The sequence below is a fragment of the Kribbella sp. NPDC006257 genome (genome assembly GCF_040613535.1).
GTDB lineage: Bacteria > Actinomycetota > Actinomycetes > Propionibacteriales > Kribbellaceae > Kribbella.
In genome coordinates this window covers 75,278-89,609 of sequence record NZ_JBEXSJ010000028.1, presented here as the reverse complement: position 1 = coordinate 89,609, position 14,332 = coordinate 75,278, and the positions used below count along the sequence as shown (strand labels likewise).

Here is a 14,332-nt window from a genome sequence, read left to right as displayed (position 1 = left end):
CTCAGCGTTTGCGGCGGGCTGCGCCGAAGAGGCCTCGGACGATTTCGCGGCCGGCCGAGCGGGCGAATTGCTTGAAGGCGCTGGAGCCGACGACTTGTTCGACCACCGACTTCTCGTGCTTCTGCGGGCGCTGGGCCTTCGGCTCGGGAGCGGGCTCGTCCTGCTTCTCGGCCTCGGCCTGCGCGGCCCCCGCCTGCACCGCCGCCGCCAGCTTCTCGTACGCCGACTCCCGATCGATCACCTGCGAGTACTTCGCGTTGAACTGGGAAGCCTGTACGGCGGACGTCAGCTGCTCCGCCGTCGCCGGGGCCATCAGCGACTGCGGTGCCCGCAAGCGTGTCCAGGCGACCGGCGTCGGTGCGCCCTTCTCGTTCATCACCGTGACGATCGCCTCGCCGATCCCTAGCTGGGTGAGCACCTCGGCCAGGTCGTACGTCGACGTCGGGAAGGTCGACACCGTCGCCTTCAGCGCCTTCGCATCGTTCGGGGTGTGCGCGCGGAGCTGGTGCTGGACCCGTGAACCGAGCTGCGCCAGCACGTCGTCCGGCACGTCCTTCGGGGTCTGGGTGACGAAGAAGACGCCGACGCCCTTCGACCGGATCAGCCGGACGGTCTGCGCGATCGAGCTCAGGAACGCCTTCGACGCGTCGGCGAACAGCAGGTGCGCCTCGTCGAAGAAGAAGACCAGCTTCGGCTTGTCCACGTCGCCGACCTCGGGCAGGTCGTGGAACAGATCCGCGAGCAGCCACATCAGGAAGGTGGAGAAGAGCGCCGGCCGGTCCTGCAGGTTCGGCAGCTCGAGCAGCGAGATGACGCCCTTGCCGTCGCGGGCCTGCATCAGGTCGGCGGTGTCGAACTCCGGCTCGCCGAAGAACGCCTCCGCGCCCTGGTCCGCGAACCCGATCAGCGAGCGCAGGATCACCCCGGCCGTCGCGGCGGACAGCCCACCGAGCTCCTTCAGGTCGTCCTTGCCCTCGTCGCTGGTCAGGTGCGTGATGACCGCGCGCAGGTCCTTCAGGTCGAGCAGCGTCAGACCCTGCTTGTCGGCGTAGTGGAAGATCAGGCCGAGGGAGGACTCCTGGACGTCGTTCAGGCCGAGCACCTTCGAGAGCAGCACCGGGCCGAACGAGGTGATGGTGGCCCGGACCGGGATGCCGGTGCCCTGGCCGCCGAGCGCGTAGAACTCGGTCGGGAAGCCGGTCGCGGTCCACTCCTGGCCGATCGTCTTGGTCCGGTCGAGCAGCTTGTCGCTGCTCTGACCGGGCTGCGAGACGCCGGAAAGGTCGCCCTTGATGTCCGCGGCGAACACCGCGACGCCGGCCGCCGAGAGCTGCTCGGCCATCAGCTGCAGGGTCTTCGTCTTACCGGTACCGGTGGCGCCGGCGACCAGGCCGTGCCGGTTCACCATCGACAACGGGATCCGCACCGCCGCCTCCGGCTTCGGCGTACCGTCCACCAGCAGAGCGCCGAGCTCGATCGCCGGCCCCTCGAAGGCGTACCCCTGCTTGACGGTCTCCACGACGTCGGGCGTCTCGGCCATGTCATGCCTTTCACGAGCTGACGAAAACTACTCTGCGCTCGGCATGCTAGTGCGGCGGCGTGACTTTCGGGGTCAAGCGCCGCCGCCCCTGTGGAAAACGTCAGCGGACCACGACGACCTTGGTCGCGGCGACGGTGAAGGACCAGATGGTGTCCGACATCGACTTCGACACCCGGATGCAGCCGTGCGAGGCGCGCGAGTTGGTGCCGAGCAGCCAGTCGGCGTGGATCTGGGCCCCGTTCGACTTGTACATCGGAATCTGGTGGAACCCGATGCCGCAGGACGCGAACCGGACGAAGTTGTTCAGGTAGAGGCTGCCGCCGTCGGTGTTGCGCTTGATCCGGCCGGCCCGGCCGCACTTGGAGCCGGAGGTGTAGGTCCCCGGCTTGAGGTACGTCGGGTTGTCGATGATGCCGCCCTGGCGCACCACTTTGCCCTGCGCATCGATCAGCCAGAGGTAGTTCTGGGACTGGCTGAGCACGATCCGGCGACCCCCGCCGCTCCCGGCCGGCACCGCCCGGACATCACACCGCTTCGCCGACGCGGCCAGCAGCCGAGAGTACGTCGTACCGGCGAGTGAGCCGTTCTGCGTCATCTTGTTGGCCGACTGGAACCTGGTGGTCGCGGCCTGGGTCATCGCGCCGATCTTGCCGTCGACCGGACCGGAGGTGCAGCCGAGGTTGTTCAGACGGGTCTGGGCCGCCTTGTTCTGGGCGACGGTGAGTGCGTCCGCCGGCAACGTCGTACCGGCGATCGCGACGACCAGTGCGGCCGCACCGATACCGAATCTGCTGAGTGTCCTCATCGCAGTCTCCCCCTGTTCGAAGCACTATCTCCATTGGACGCCTTGCTCCTCCAAAAGGTTGAAATGTTCCGGCGTGGTTTTCCGGTGACATTCCCGACCCCTCGCAAGACCTCGTCTGTGACTAGACTTCGGTGGGTGATCTTCAAGCGCGTCGGGGAAGAGCGGCCGTACCCTGACCACGGGTACAAGCCGAAGGACTGGTCTGTGCTGCCCCCGAGGCAGGTGCGGCTGGATCAGCTCGTCACCACCAAGGGCACCCTGGACCTGAACGCGCTGCTCGACGAGGACTCGACCTTCTACGGCGATCTGTTCGCGCACGTGGTCGAGTTCAAGGGTGAGATGTACCTGGAGGACGGTCTGCACCGGGCGCTTCGTGCCGCCCTGCAGCAGCGGCTGGTCCTGCACGCCCGGGTCCTGGTCGTGGAGTAGCACAATGAGTCGGGGGACTGGAAGATGAGCGCTCTGCAGCCGCAGCCGAGGCCGTATTCGCGCATTCATTGGCGGACGCCGATCACCATGGTGATCCTGCTGACGATCCTGATCGGCGGCACCTGGTGGGGCTGGAACTCGCTCACCAGTAGTTCCGAGCAGAACTGCGTCGAGCAGAAGCTGCCGAACAACCGGCTGGTGCCCAAGCAGATCGTGGTCAACGTCTACAACGGCGGCGCCCGCGCCGGTACTGCGCAGCGCACCGCCGAGGAGCTGCGCAAGCGTGGCTTCAACGTCCGCAAGGTCGCGAACGAGCCGAGCGGCGACAAGACCGAGGTGGTGGCCGTGCGCGGCGCGGCGGCGGACTCGCCCGAGGTCAGGCTCGTGATGGGTCAGCTGAACCAGAAGCCGGAGACAGTCGGTGACAACCGCGGCGACCACACGGTCGACCTGGTCGTCGGCGTCAAGTACAACCGGCTGAACACCAAGGGCGTCCCGTCGATCGCGGTCCCGGCCGACAGCACCGTCTGCCTCCCGTCGATCCGCCCGACCCAGCCCATCCCCTCCGGCGAAAACCCGAACTAGCCCGTACTGCGGAGCGTTGGTCCGCGGACTTGCCCGTACTACGGGTCGCTGGTTCGCGGACCTTGCCCGTACTACGGGTCGCCGGCGGCCCGCGTTCTTCTCGTGCGGGTCGCGTCGCGCCTACTGCTGTTCGCGGCCTCGTTCGCCGAACCAGCCGGCCAGGCGACCTGCCCGGCTGACGGCCCGAAGGCGGCGGACGGTCTGCTCGCGGAGCGGACTCGGGGCGACCACGAGCACCGCGTCCCCTGCCCGTAGCACGGTCCGGCGCTCGGGAACGAACGCCTTGTTGCCGCGGATGACAAGAGAAACCGACACGCCCGCCGGCAGACGGAGTTCGCCGATCTCCACACCCGCCAGCCGCGACTCGCTCGGGATCTGCACCTGGAGCATGTCCGCCCCGAGCGACTCCAGCGGCGCCACGTCAATGTCCACCTCGTGCGCCGCGTTGTCGTCGAGCACCTTCAACCGCTTCGCCAGCCACGGCAGCGACGGCCCCTGCAGCAGCGTGAACAGCAGCACCAGCACGAACACCACGTCGAACACCCGGTCCGCCTGCGGTACGTGCTCGGCCAGCGGGATGGTCGCGAGCACGATCGGCACCGCGCCGCGCAGCCCGGCCCAGGCGATGAACGTCTGCTCCGGCCACGGGATCCGGAACGGCGTCGCCGACACGGTCACCGCGGCGAACCGGCCGACCACCGTCACCGCGACGCCGATCACCAGCGCGAGGAGCACGTCGTTCAGCCGGATCCGGCTCGGCGACGCCAGCAACCCGAGCATCACGAACAGCCCGATCTGGGCCAGCCAGGCGAACCCGTCGACGAACGACCGGGTCGCCAGGCGGTGGGGCAACTCGGCCCTGCCGATCACCAGGCTGGTCACGTAGACAGCGGCGAACCCCGAGACATGCAGGAGCACCTGCCCCCCGGCGTACGAGATGAAAGCCAGCGAGACGATGGCCAGCGGGTAGAGACCTGCGGAGCTGAGGGCTACTCGGCGCAGCAGAATTACCGCGAGCAGGCCGACCAGGAGACCGAACAGGGCACCGACCACGAGCTCGTAGACGACCAGACCGGTGAAGTGCCAGAGGCCCTTGTCGCCTATGCCACCCGTGCTGACCAGAGTCACCAGGAGCACGGTCGGGGCGTCGTTCAGTCCGGACTCGGCCTCCAGCGCGCCACGGAGGCGCGGGCGGATGGGGACGCGCCGTAGTACGGAGAAGACAGCGGCGGCGTCGGTGGGCGAGGTGACCGCGCCGAGCAGCACGGAGATCTGCCAGTCGAGGCCGAGGATGTAGTGCGCGACGCACGCGACCACACCGACGCTGACTGCGACACCGAGAGTCGCCAGGACGACGCCTAGCGGCATCACCGGGCGGACCTCGTTCCACCGGGTGGTGAGACCGCCCTCGGTCAGGATGATGACCAGCGCGGCGAACCCGAGCGCATGTGCGAGCTGCGCATCCTCGAACTGGATCCCCAGCCCGGACTCGCCGAGCACCAGGCCCATGCCGAGGTAGATCAGCAGCGACGGAAGCCCCAGCCGCCCGGAAAGCCGCACGGCGACGATCGCCACCAGCAGTACCGCAGCACCGCCCAGCAGGATCCGGTCCAGCTCCGTCACGTCCACAGCGGCCCTCTCGGGTCGGGGACTGCAGCCTAGTAGAGGCATGCCTCCGGCAACGAATCATCGAGCCAAGAAGAATTCGGTTGATGTTCGGGGACGCCGCGGATGCAATGGGCGGCATGGGCAGCCAGGAGGATTCGTTGGTTCAGATCGGTGTGCTTGTCCCCTTGAGCCCGCCTGGGTGGGCGGAGGCGGGGCGGCAGCTGCTTGGTGGGCTCGAGTTGGGTGTCCGGGAGGTCAACGCGGCCGGTGGGATCGAGCTGCAACTGCTGGTTCGGGACACTGCAGCTGATCCGCGAAAGGCTGAGGCAGCTGTCAGCGAGCTGGCCCAGTTGGGTGTGGCAGCGGTGGTCGGCGAGTATCACAGCGTCGCCGCGCGGGCCGCTGCCGCGAGAGCTGATGCTCTCGGACTGCCGTTTCTCTGCTCCTCAGCCGTTCTCGACGCGCTCACCGAAGAACCGACAGATCTGGTCGCGCGGATTGCCCCCGCGCAGTCCCACAGCTGGCGGATCTACGCAGACTTCCTCCTCGCCGCCGGACACCACCGGATCGCCGTAGCGGCCCAGACGAGCGTCTACTGGGCGGCAGGGACCAGCATTCTCCGAGATCATCTCGCCGCACGCGGCGGCACTGTCATCGAACTCAACGACCTCACCCCGGCCGCCCTGTGTGACGAACTTGCCGACAGCCGCGCGACAGCCCTCCTCCTGCTGACCGGTACGCCGGAACCAGCCGTCGCGATCGTTCGGTCCGTACGCCGCGACGCACGGCTCGCCGAGGTCCTGATCGGCGCACCGGCCGGACAACCAGAACTCCCCGCATGGGCGGCCCTCCTCGGCCAGGACGGCGCCGGGATCCCCTTTCTTCGCTACCTGCCCGAAGTCTTCAGCCCGCTAGGCGCCCGAGTCGACGCAGCCCTGCGCGAAACGATGTCCGCAGAACCCTCCTTCGTCGCCTTCGAGGGCTACGACACGATCACCGCACTCGCCGAGTACCTCCGCGTCGGCTCTTGGGCGGCTGTCAGTGTGGAAGGCACCCGAGGGCAGATCCGCTTCACCCGCACCCCCGGCGTTGGTGTCTGGCAATGGGCCTGGCCGCCGGCACAGGTCGCCGACCGCGACCCGGCCGCCCCCGACCGCTTCCGGGTCCTCCACACCGCTTGACCACGCTGGGGTCGTGGAGAAAAGGCGAGGACCCTGACGCGTCACACGGCATCAGGGTCCTCGGTGTTACTACCACCCGGAGGTGGTTGGCGGTGGCGGAGGGATTTGAACCCTCGGAAGGGGGGTACCCTTCACGCGCTTTCGAGGCGCGCTCCTTCGGCCGCTCGGACACGCCACCGCCGGAGAGGCTATCAAGACCTATGGCCTTCGAAGAAATCGCGGAGCCGCGCACCCGCTTCGTCGGCCATGATCCCGCTCACAACCTCGGGCCGGTGGTTCAGTCTGCGGTCCCGTACGACGTCCCACAGCGACCCCACCGCGCCCGCCTTCTCGTCGTACGCCGCGAACACCAGCCGGTCGAGCCGGGCGAGCACGATCGCCCCCGCGCACATCGTGCAGGGCTCTAACGTGACCACCACGGTGCATCCGGTCAGCCGCCACTCACCGATGTGTTCGGCGGCCGCGCGAATGGCCAGGATCTCGGCATGCGCGGTCGGGTCGCCGGTCTGCTCGCGCTCGTTGTGACCGCGGCCGATCACCTGGCCGTCGGCGTCGACCACCACGGCCCCGATCGGTACGTCGGAGCCGGCCAACTCGGCCTCGGCCAGCGCCAGGCCCATCAACGCGGCCCAGTGCTTGTTCACCAGCGGGCTAACCAATGGCTTCGATCGCCTCGTGGAACTGGTTGCCGAAGCCGAGCGCGTCGGCGATCTCCTCGAGCATCTCCTCGGGGTACAGGTCGACGTCGTCGATCAGCGCGCCGAGATCCATCGCGGTCATCCCGAGGTCGGCGATGATGCCGAGGTCGCCGGCCGGGACCTGCTCGTCGTCGTCATCGGCGAGCGGGATGCCGAGCTCGTCCAGGACCTGCTTGGCCAGCGGCCATTCGGTCGCCGCGGTCACGTCCGAGATCAGCAGGCGCGCCCGGCCGCCGTCCAGGCGGAGCACGATGAAGAAGTCCTCGTCGATCGAGATCATCCCGATCACCCCGGATTCGCCCGGGTAGCGCCGCAGCGCCGACACCAGGGCGGACAGGTCCGGCTCGCCACGGAGTACCAGCGGGGTGACCGTCCAGACTCCGTCTTCGGCGTAGGCCGCGACCGCGAAGTCGAGTTCGGCGGTGGTCATCGGCCCAGCTGTGGGATCGGACACTGGCTCATCGTCGCAGACTCCGGCAACCAGCGGGAGGTATTGCCGGTCTCGACGAGGTATCGGTGCCGCCCCGATCAACTCACAGTCACCGGCAGTCACCCCCGGACGCCCTACAGCTGGACGGCGAAGTGCGCCAGAAGTTGTCGCTGTCGGTCAGTGGTGGTAGGTGGCGCGGCGCATGGCTTGGCGGAGTTGGCGGACCCGGGTGCGGCGGGGGTGGATCCGGGCGCGGAGGGCGCGGGCCTCTTCCAGTTCGCGGAGGAAGGCGGCGCGGCGGCGGAGGCGGTCGAGTTGTTCGGGCGACTTGCCGGTGTTCTCGGGCACGACGGCACCATCCTCGTCGGTTCGGGAGAGGCGCCCCGGGGCGGGAGCCGGCTGACCAAAATCGACTGCGGTTCCATCCTAAAAGTGCAGTGGCTTTCGGGGAACGAATCGCCGACGGTAGCGTTCGGCGCATGCAGATCCTCGTCGTGGACCATCCGCTCGTCGCCCACAAGCTCACCACCCTGCGGGACGAGCGGACGGATTCACCGACCTTCCGGCGGCTCACCGAGGAGCTCGTCACGCTGCTCGCGTACGAGGCGACCCGGGACGTCCGGACCGGTCCGATCACCGTGCAGACCCCGGTGGCGGAGGCGACCGGGATCAAGCTGACCGCGCCGAAGCCGCTCGTCGTACCGATCCTGCGCGCCGGTCTCGGCATGCTCGAGGGGATGTCCCGGCTGCTGCCGACCGCCGAGGTCGGCTTCCTCGGGATGATCCGCAACGAGGAGACGCTGGCCGCCTCGACGTACGCCGAACGCCTGCCCGAGGACCTGCACGGCCGCCAGTGCTACGTCCTCGACCCGATGCTCGCGACCGGCGGCACGCTGATCGCGGCGATCCGGTTCCTGGTCGACCGCGGCGCCGACCACATCACCGCGATCTGCCTGCTCGCGGCACCCGAGGGCGTCGAGCGGGTCGAGAGCGAACTGGCCGACCTGCACGTCCCGGTCAACCTGGTGATCGCCGGCATGGACTCGCACCTGAACGAGAAGGGCTACATCGTCCCCGGCCTGGGCGACGCCGGCGACCGCCTCTACGGCGTAGCCCAGTAACACCCCGTACGCCGTACGCCGCCCGCCCGATCCGGCGTGGCGCCACCCACCCGATCACTCGCCCGCGCACCCGGTTGTTCCTCGCCGCCCACCCGGCCGCCGAGCGACACCCGGTACGGCGTCGCCCGGCACACCGATCAGCCAGGTCAACGACCGGTCTGCTGCGCGATCAGGTGGGCCAGGGCCTGGTAGCCCACGTCGGAGGGGTGTGAGTCGGCGTCTCGGCAGAGGAGGGTGAGGGTGCAGAGGGTTGTGCCGGTGGGGTCGGTCGGTGGGTTGAAGGTCGGCATCGGGTCGGCGAAGCGGGCCCGGTTGCGAGCAGCGGCCGCTGCCATCGCGATGTTGAGTTGCTGGATGATCGGGTGGGTCAGCGGAAACGCTCCGACGTTGACGTCATAGGCCCCGACCACGACGACCCGGGTATCCGGTGCAGCCCGATGAAGCTGCCGCAGGATCTCGGACAGGTTCGCGGCGATCCGGGCGATCGCCGCCGGAGCGCCAGAGACGATGCACTGCACATCACCGTTGCACGAAGCAACGAATGCCGACGCGTCGTTCCCCCACAGCGACAACGTGACCAGCTCCACCTTCCCGCGATGCTCCCGCAGGAAGCGCACAGCGGCCGCCAACTGAGCACCAGCGAACGCGTCGTGCATCGGCCCGCCCCACGGACACCCACCGTCCGCGAAACTGGTTGTCGTCTCCCCCGGGCACCCATAGTTCACCAAAGCCAGCCGATGCCGCGCAGCCAGCAAATCGGCGTACCCGGTGTCGAACGCCTCCGCAGGCTGCCCGACCTTGAACCTCTGGAAACCATACGCCAGCGAGTCCCCCAGCGAAAGATAAAAGTGCCGTCGCCCGCTCTCAGCAGCAAGTGCCGGAGTGCTGCCAAGAAGCAGCGCAATCACACTCACCAGGGCGATCAGAGTACGACGCATTAGCAGTGCCCCTCCACGATTCATGCCCTCAGCATCGATCCCGGCCGCCCGCGGCGCCAGAGTAGAGGAGTACTCAGTCTCCCCGAAGCAGTGCTGCGAACTCGCTTCGATCGGTAGTCCCCAGCTTGGCGCTGGCCCGGTAAAGATGACCCTCAACGGTCCGGACCGACACGGACAGCCGGTCGGCGATCGCCCGATTCGGCAGCCCCAGAGCGGCCAGTGCGACGATCTCCCGCTCCCGCTCGGTCAGTGGCAGCGGTTTGGCAGCAGCGAGCAGCGCAGGCGTCCGTGCACCTTCACAAGCCACAGCCAACCGATCCGCCCGCGCAGCAGCCGACTGCGCCGCGCCGTTCCTCCCCTGCCGCCCATAGGCAACAGCAGCCTGAGCCGCTGCATCAGCAGCCGCCAGCAGATCTCCGTACTCCTCCAGCCGCCCAGACGCATCCCGCAACGCATCACCATCGTCAGCAGCCAACGCAGCCGCATGGGCCGCAGCAGCAGAAGCCCGCGGCCCATCCACGACCTCCGCCAACTCAGCCAGCCGCCCAGCCACAGTCCGATCCCCAAACCCAACAGCCGTCTGCAACGCCAGTACTACGTGCGCAAGCTGGCCTTGTTCCTCCGCCAGCTCCGCGGCCTCCCGGGTCAATGCGGTGGCCTCGGTAGTCGCCCCCTCCGCAGCAGCGATCCACGCCCTCGCCAGCAACCGCTCAGGCTGCAGATAGACCAGCCCCGGATGCCAGGCAGCGTCCAGCTCGACCAACGCATCCCGAGCAGCACCAGCGTCACCGGTCTTGGCCAGCCCCTCGGTCAGACCCAGCAGGCAATGCGCCTCGAACCCTGACGTGTCGGACCGAGTCAGCCCCGCCCGTGCCTCCCGGAAGTACCGCATCGCGGTCTGCAACCGCCCGGTGGCAAAAGCGGCCTGCCCCAGCAACGTCAGCCCGTACAGCTGCGGCGGACCGAGGATCTTCTCGCCCGACCGCCTCAGCTCCGCCGCCACCCGCTCGGCCTCGGCGAGGTACCCGGCCAGCCGCAACCCGATGATGTGCAGGTGCCCCATCCCGAAGCAGGGCACGGCTGCCTCCGAGGTCCCCGTCCCGGCCGCATAGGCGCGCGCCATACCGGAACTCATCTCGTCGGCCCGTCCCACCATCCCCAGCCCACCCAGGAACCCGAACGAGGCCAGCACGACTGCCAGATCCGGTAGCACCGGAGACGACAGCGCATCCTTCGCCGTACGGACTGCGTCGGCAGGGCGGCCGAGATGAACCTCGAACGCGGCCCGGAGCGCCGCAAACGTTTTCTGTGTTTCCGCGCCCGCAACAGTCCCGGCCGCCTCGGCCAGAACCGCCTCGGCTCCGGCCGGATCCTGCTGCGTGTAGAACCGGTTGGCGGCCCGCGAGAACCCCACCAGGACCCGCTCGAAATCGTTGCCTGCGACAACGGTCAGGGCGGCCAGCTCCTGCTCCGCCTCGGCACCCCGGCTCAGCCACGACAACGCGTTGGCGAGCGTCAACCGAGCCCCGAACCCGGCTCCGGCCGCAACCGCTGCCCGCGCCAGCCGCTCGGCCAGCGACAGATCCAGCAGCCGAATCGCTGTAGCCGCAGCGGTTTCGAGCAGTACCGGATCCGGCGGCAGGTCGGACTCCAAGGCCAACGCAGCGCGCCGAAGAGTGTCGTCCGCCCGACGACCACCAGTCGCCGCGAGCGCCGTCGCGATGCCACCCCGCAACCGCCTGGCCCGGAGCATCCCCATCCCGGCCCGCTGCACCTCGCCGTACAGCGGATGCGCCAGCCTCGCCTCGATCCGCTGCCCCGCGCGATCGACCGCCACCAGCCCAGCCGCGTCGGCCTGCTCCAAAGCCGCGGTCCCAGTGAGCTGCTCGACCAGCCCGACCCCCAGCGGCTCGGCCAGAGCGAGTACGTCGATGACCTCGCGCACGGAGTCGGACAGCCGGCCCATCCGCAACTGCACCAACTCCGTGAGACCGGGCGACAACCGCAGCTCCCCCGACCAGCGCCAGATCTCACCAACTTGCTGCAGTCGGCCTTCTTCCACGGCGCCCTCGACGATCTGCCTTAAATACAAGGCGTTTCCGCTGCACAGACTCCATAGTCGCTGAGCCGAGGCACTGTCAACCGAACCGCCCAGCACGGTCTCCAGAAGCAACCTGGTCTCGGGTTCGGAGAGCGGCTGAACCTCCAGCCGTTCCAGGTGGGCGTCCTTCCAGAGCGCGGTCACGGCGTCCGGCGCCGGCTCACCGGTGCGAACCGTGACGATCGCGCGCACGGCGCCGCGCAGTACGAGCTGGTGGAGGAGCAGCGCCGAGAGTTCGTCGAGGAGGTGGGCGTCGTCGACACCCAGGACGACGCCGTGCGGGCCCGCATCGGTGAGCAGAGCGTCGGTGGCCTGCTGGAGGAGGTGCATCGGGTCGCCGCTGATCGGCCCGAGCACGGCCGCAAAGGCGCCCAGCGGGAGCTCGCGGGCCGAAGCCGTCGCGCTGACCCAGCGGGTCGTCAGGCCTCTGGCCTCAGCCCGGGTCAGCGCCTCCCGCGCCAGCCGGCTCTTGCCCACCCCGGCGGCGCCCGCCAGCATCACGCCCCGCGCCCCGGAGCGCCGAGTCGCCGCGTCGAGGAACCGCAGTTCCTCGGCCCGGCCGGTCAGCTGCCATACCCGCCGCATGACCGAAGCGTACAAACGGCTAGTCCTGAGGGGTACTCGTCGCGCGGAGCGCCGCGGCCAGCTTGCCCTCCGCAACCACCAGCAGCGGGCCGACCGTCTCCGGTTCGATCCCCAGGCACTCGGCGATCAGGTCGTCCCCCACGCCTGCCTCTCGGAGCCGCAGGGCCAGTGAGTGCGCGGCCGGGATCAGCCCCAGCGCTTCGGTTCGATCGACAGTCATATCGCCACGATCACCCCGCCGCCCGGTCCGGACACGCGTACTCGCCTACTCGGATCCGCGCCCGACTGAATCGAGTAGCCGGCTACTCGCGCGACTGCCCGCCGTACGCCGAACAATCGGTGGCACCACTCACTTCAGGGGGCGAGCATCATGATCGGAAAGACCGTGCTGGTGACCGGTGCGAGTCGCGGGATCGGACGAGCCACCGCGCTCCACCTCGCCAAGGCCGGCTGGACCGTGTACGCCGGGGTGCGGGACGAACTGGCCGGGAAGAAGCTGATGGCCGAGTCGGCCAACCTCCAGGCGATCGAGCTGGACGTGACGAACGCCGACCAGATCGCGAGCCTCGACACCCTGCTCCCCGACCGGTTGGATGCCTTGGTCAACAATGCCGGCATCGCCGTCGCCGGACCGGTCGAGGCGGTCCCGATCGAGGGGTTGCGGCACCAGTTCGAGGTCAACGTCTTCGGCCTGATCGCGGTCACCCAGGCCGTGCTGCCCCGGCTACGGAAGGCCACCGGCCGGATCATCCTGGTCTCGTCGATGAACGGCCGGATCGCGATCCCGCTGTCCGGCTTCTACAACGCGTCCAAGTTCGCCGTCGAAGGACTGGGCGACAACCTGCGCCGCGAGCTCCACCCGTGGGGCATCAAGGTCACCCTGATCGAGCCCGGCTGCATCGATACCGACCCCTGGCGCGACATGATGAACATCCTCGACCAGATCGACGCAGGCCTCAGTCCCGAGCACCGCGACCTCTACCGGTCGCATCGAGCGATGCAGCGGAAGATGTGCGCCAAGCTGCAGCAACAGACGGCGCCGGTGGAGATCGTCGCGAAGGCCATCGAGTCCGAACTCACCAGGCGACGGCCGCACAGCCGCCGCCTGGTCGGCCGGGATGCGCACCTGTTCATCGCGATGAAGAACCTGCTGCCCGCCCCGGTGTTCGACGCGCTGTTCACCCGCGGCGTCACGGCCTGACGTTGCGTCCGAAGAAGCGGAGGGACGTCTGCTCCAGTTCTTCGGACGCAACGGGTCAGACCAGGTCGTTGCGGTAGAACAGGTTGGCGCGACGGTCCCCGGTGACGCCGGAAGCGAAGCCGAAGTACAAGCGGGCGGTGGCATCGGTCGAGCCGTAGACCGCCATCCCTTCGGCTTCGCGATAGGTCAGGCTCTTACCGGCCAGGGTGAGGAACGAGTCGACGATCTCGCCCGCGTTGATGTCGTAGCACCACAGCTTGGAGTTCGCCTTGGTCTCGTCGGGTGCACCGGGGTACGCCTCGCCTTCCCAGAAATAGGCGTACGAGCCGTAGAGGGTCCAGCCCTGGAAGTCGACCCCCGAGGTCAGCGCTGGTTGCTTGAAGGTCGCGAGCACGGTCGAGAAGTCACCCGCCCGGGCGGCGGCCAGCGAGTACACGTTGATATGCATGCCGTCGGACAACGAGTAGCGCACCCCGAGCCGGCCGAATCGCTGGTCGACCGCCGGTGTGAAGACGCTGCCGTTCGAGACCGGCTTCCATTTCGTCAGCGAGGCCGAGCTCTTCGTCAGCGTCGCGCCGTTCTGCCAGGGGAATCTGGCGATCTGCCGGCCGCGCCCGTTGGTGGTGTCGACGTCGGTCTCGGTCCACAGGTACGTCGTACTGCCGACGGCCTCCGCTCCGATCGAGACGGCGTGGCCGAAGCCCGTCAGGTACATGTGGCCGAGCACGGTGCCGGAGAAGTTCAGCTGGCTCAGGGTCAGGTCGCCGCTGTTCTCCCCGGTGCCGGACCGCAGCTGGCCGGTGAACAGCCGGTTGTTCGGGGTGTCGAAGGCGAACGACTGCATGACGGTCGGGCCCCACAACGGCTTGGAGCGGAAGAACTCGTTGGTCGTGGCGCTCATCTTGAACCGCTTGGTCGGGGTGAGCGAGTCGGCGAGGACAGGGCGGGCGGAGGCGGTGGGTACGCCGAGCGAGCCGGCGGCGAGGATCGCACCGGCTCCGGTCAGCAGCCCACGGCGGGAAAGGTTGTCCATACCGAGTGACGGTAAGAGATTTACCGAGAACTGTCAGTAGCTAGAACAAATATTTCTGCGAACCGCTCATGGACCGG

General features: G+C 68.5%; 15 protein-coding genes and 1 tRNA gene. 5 read left to right on the top strand and 11 right to left on the bottom strand.

What is annotated here, in order from left to right; genetic code table 11:
* Position 1: 1 nt before the first annotated feature.
* Together ABZ004_RS28910 and ABZ004_RS28905 are read right to left on the bottom strand one after the other, a co-directional pair.
* Entirely contained in the window at positions 2-1,540 is a 1,539-nt protein-coding gene (locus ABZ004_RS28910; protein WP_355684223.1) for a helicase HerA-like domain-containing protein, read from the bottom strand.
* 100 nt (positions 1,541-1,640) lie between these two features.
* Entirely contained in the window at positions 1,641-2,345 is a 705-nt protein-coding gene (locus ABZ004_RS28905; protein ID WP_355684222.1) for a L,D-transpeptidase family protein, read from the bottom strand.
* A 135-nt stretch (positions 2,346-2,480) separates the two neighbouring features.
* Here ABZ004_RS28905 and ABZ004_RS28900 point away from each other — a divergent pair, with 135 nt between their 5' ends.
* Both ABZ004_RS28900 and ABZ004_RS28895 read left to right on the top strand, forming a co-directional pair.
* Positions 2,481-2,774 (top strand): type II toxin-antitoxin system VapB family antitoxin, encoded by a 294-nt coding sequence (locus tag ABZ004_RS28900; protein WP_132288237.1) that lies wholly within the window; start codon positions 2,481-2,483, stop codon positions 2,772-2,774.
* Positions 2,775-2,798: 24 nt separating this feature from the next.
* Positions 2,799-3,359 carry a LytR C-terminal domain-containing protein gene (locus tag ABZ004_RS28895; RefSeq protein ID WP_355684221.1) on the top strand — a complete coding sequence of 187 codons (561 nt, stop codon included), beginning with the start codon at positions 2,799-2,801 and terminating at the stop codon, positions 3,357-3,359.
* A 120-nt stretch (positions 3,360-3,479) separates the two neighbouring features.
* Here the strand turns inward: ABZ004_RS28895 and ABZ004_RS28890 are convergent, their stop codons facing one another.
* Complete coding sequence (locus ABZ004_RS28890) at positions 3,480-4,988, bottom strand: potassium/proton antiporter (RefSeq protein ID WP_355684220.1); 1,509 nt, start codon at positions 4,986-4,988, stop codon at positions 3,480-3,482.
* 83 nt (positions 4,989-5,071) lie between these two features.
* Here ABZ004_RS28890 and ABZ004_RS28885 point away from each other — a divergent pair, with 83 nt between their 5' ends.
* On the top strand, positions 5,072-6,148 hold the full coding sequence (locus ABZ004_RS28885) for an ABC transporter substrate-binding protein (protein ID WP_355684219.1): 1,077 nt from the start codon (positions 5,072-5,074) through the stop codon (positions 6,146-6,148).
* Positions 6,149-6,235: 87 nt separating this feature from the next.
* Here the strand turns inward: ABZ004_RS28885 and ABZ004_RS28880 are convergent.
* From ABZ004_RS28880 to ABZ004_RS28865, 4 genes are all read right to left on the bottom strand, one after another.
* Positions 6,236-6,326: transfer RNA gene (locus tag ABZ004_RS28880), tRNA-Ser, on the bottom strand.
* Between the two features lie 13 nt (positions 6,327-6,339).
* Entirely contained in the window at positions 6,340-6,768 is a 429-nt protein-coding gene (locus ABZ004_RS28875) for a nucleoside deaminase (protein WP_355684247.1), read from the bottom strand.
* A 31-nt stretch (positions 6,769-6,799) separates the two neighbouring features.
* Positions 6,800-7,300, bottom strand: a complete 501-nt coding sequence (locus ABZ004_RS28870) for a tRNA adenosine deaminase-associated protein (RefSeq protein ID WP_355684218.1) — start codon at positions 7,298-7,300, stop codon at positions 6,800-6,802.
* Positions 7,301-7,453: 153 nt separating this feature from the next.
* A complete protein-coding gene (locus tag ABZ004_RS28865; RefSeq protein WP_355684217.1) occupies positions 7,454-7,624 on the bottom strand; it encodes a hypothetical protein in 171 nt (56 codons plus the stop codon).
* A gap of 131 nt (positions 7,625-7,755) precedes the next feature.
* Here ABZ004_RS28865 and upp point away from each other — a divergent pair, with 131 nt between their 5' ends.
* Complete coding sequence (gene upp / locus ABZ004_RS28860; protein WP_355684216.1) at positions 7,756-8,397, top strand: uracil phosphoribosyltransferase; 642 nt, start codon at positions 7,756-7,758, stop codon at positions 8,395-8,397.
* 146 nt (positions 8,398-8,543) lie between these two features.
* On the opposite strand, the gene ABZ004_RS28855 is transcribed toward upp, so the two are convergent.
* From ABZ004_RS28855 to ABZ004_RS28845, 3 genes are all read right to left on the bottom strand, one after another.
* Positions 8,544-9,335: an SGNH/GDSL hydrolase family protein gene (locus tag ABZ004_RS28855; protein ID WP_355684215.1), complete on the bottom strand. Its 792-nt coding sequence runs from the start codon at positions 9,333-9,335 to the stop codon at positions 8,544-8,546.
* Positions 9,336-9,408: 73 nt separating this feature from the next.
* Positions 9,409-12,021: a LuxR C-terminal-related transcriptional regulator gene (locus ABZ004_RS28850; protein WP_355684214.1), complete on the bottom strand. Its 2,613-nt coding sequence runs from the start codon at positions 12,019-12,021 to the stop codon at positions 9,409-9,411.
* 19 nt (positions 12,022-12,040) lie between these two features.
* Positions 12,041-12,241 carry a hypothetical protein gene (locus ABZ004_RS28845; RefSeq protein ID WP_355684213.1) on the bottom strand — a complete coding sequence of 67 codons (201 nt, stop codon included), beginning with the start codon at positions 12,239-12,241 and terminating at the stop codon, positions 12,041-12,043.
* 150 nt (positions 12,242-12,391) lie between these two features.
* Between ABZ004_RS28845 and ABZ004_RS28840 the strand changes: the two genes are divergently transcribed.
* Complete coding sequence (locus tag ABZ004_RS28840; protein WP_355684212.1) at positions 12,392-13,222, top strand: SDR family oxidoreductase; 831 nt, start codon at positions 12,392-12,394, stop codon at positions 13,220-13,222.
* 55 nt (positions 13,223-13,277) lie between these two features.
* Here ABZ004_RS28840 and ABZ004_RS28835 read toward each other — a convergent pair whose 3' ends face one another.
* Complete coding sequence (locus ABZ004_RS28835) at positions 13,278-14,255, bottom strand: hypothetical protein (RefSeq protein ID WP_355684211.1); 978 nt, start codon at positions 14,253-14,255, stop codon at positions 13,278-13,280.
* Between the last annotated feature and the right edge of the window lie 77 nt (positions 14,256-14,332).

Excerpts from the sequence above, each read along its gene's own strand:
- ABZ004_RS28835 (WP_355684211.1), bottom strand. The coding sequence starts at position 14,255 with ATGGACAACCTTTCCCGCCGTGGGCTGCTGACCGGAGCCGGTGCGATC.
- ABZ004_RS28895 (WP_355684221.1), top strand. The coding sequence starts at position 2,799 with ATGAGCGCTCTGCAGCCGCAGCCGAGGCCGTATTCGCGCATTCATTGG.
- ABZ004_RS28905 (WP_355684222.1), bottom strand. The coding sequence starts at position 2,345 with ATGAGGACACTCAGCAGATTCGGTATCGGTGCGGCCGCACTGGTCGTC.
- ABZ004_RS28845 (WP_355684213.1), bottom strand. The coding sequence starts at position 12,241 with ATGACTGTCGATCGAACCGAAGCGCTGGGGCTGATCCCGGCCGCGCAC.
- ABZ004_RS28875 (WP_355684247.1), bottom strand. The coding sequence starts at position 6,768 with ATGGGCCTGGCGCTGGCCGAGGCCGAGTTGGCCGGCTCCGACGTACCG.
- ABZ004_RS28840 (WP_355684212.1), top strand. The coding sequence starts at position 12,392 with ATGATCGGAAAGACCGTGCTGGTGACCGGTGCGAGTCGCGGGATCGGA.
- ABZ004_RS28850 (WP_355684214.1), bottom strand. The coding sequence starts at position 12,021 with ATGCGGCGGGTATGGCAGCTGACCGGCCGGGCCGAGGAACTGCGGTTC.
- upp (WP_355684216.1), top strand. The coding sequence starts at position 7,756 with ATGCAGATCCTCGTCGTGGACCATCCGCTCGTCGCCCACAAGCTCACC.
- ABZ004_RS28885 (WP_355684219.1), top strand. The coding sequence starts at position 5,072 with ATGTTCGGGGACGCCGCGGATGCAATGGGCGGCATGGGCAGCCAGGAG.
- ABZ004_RS28910 (WP_355684223.1), bottom strand. The coding sequence starts at position 1,540 with ATGGCCGAGACGCCCGACGTCGTGGAGACCGTCAAGCAGGGGTACGCC.
- ABZ004_RS28855 (WP_355684215.1), bottom strand. The coding sequence starts at position 9,335 with ATGCGTCGTACTCTGATCGCCCTGGTGAGTGTGATTGCGCTGCTTCTT.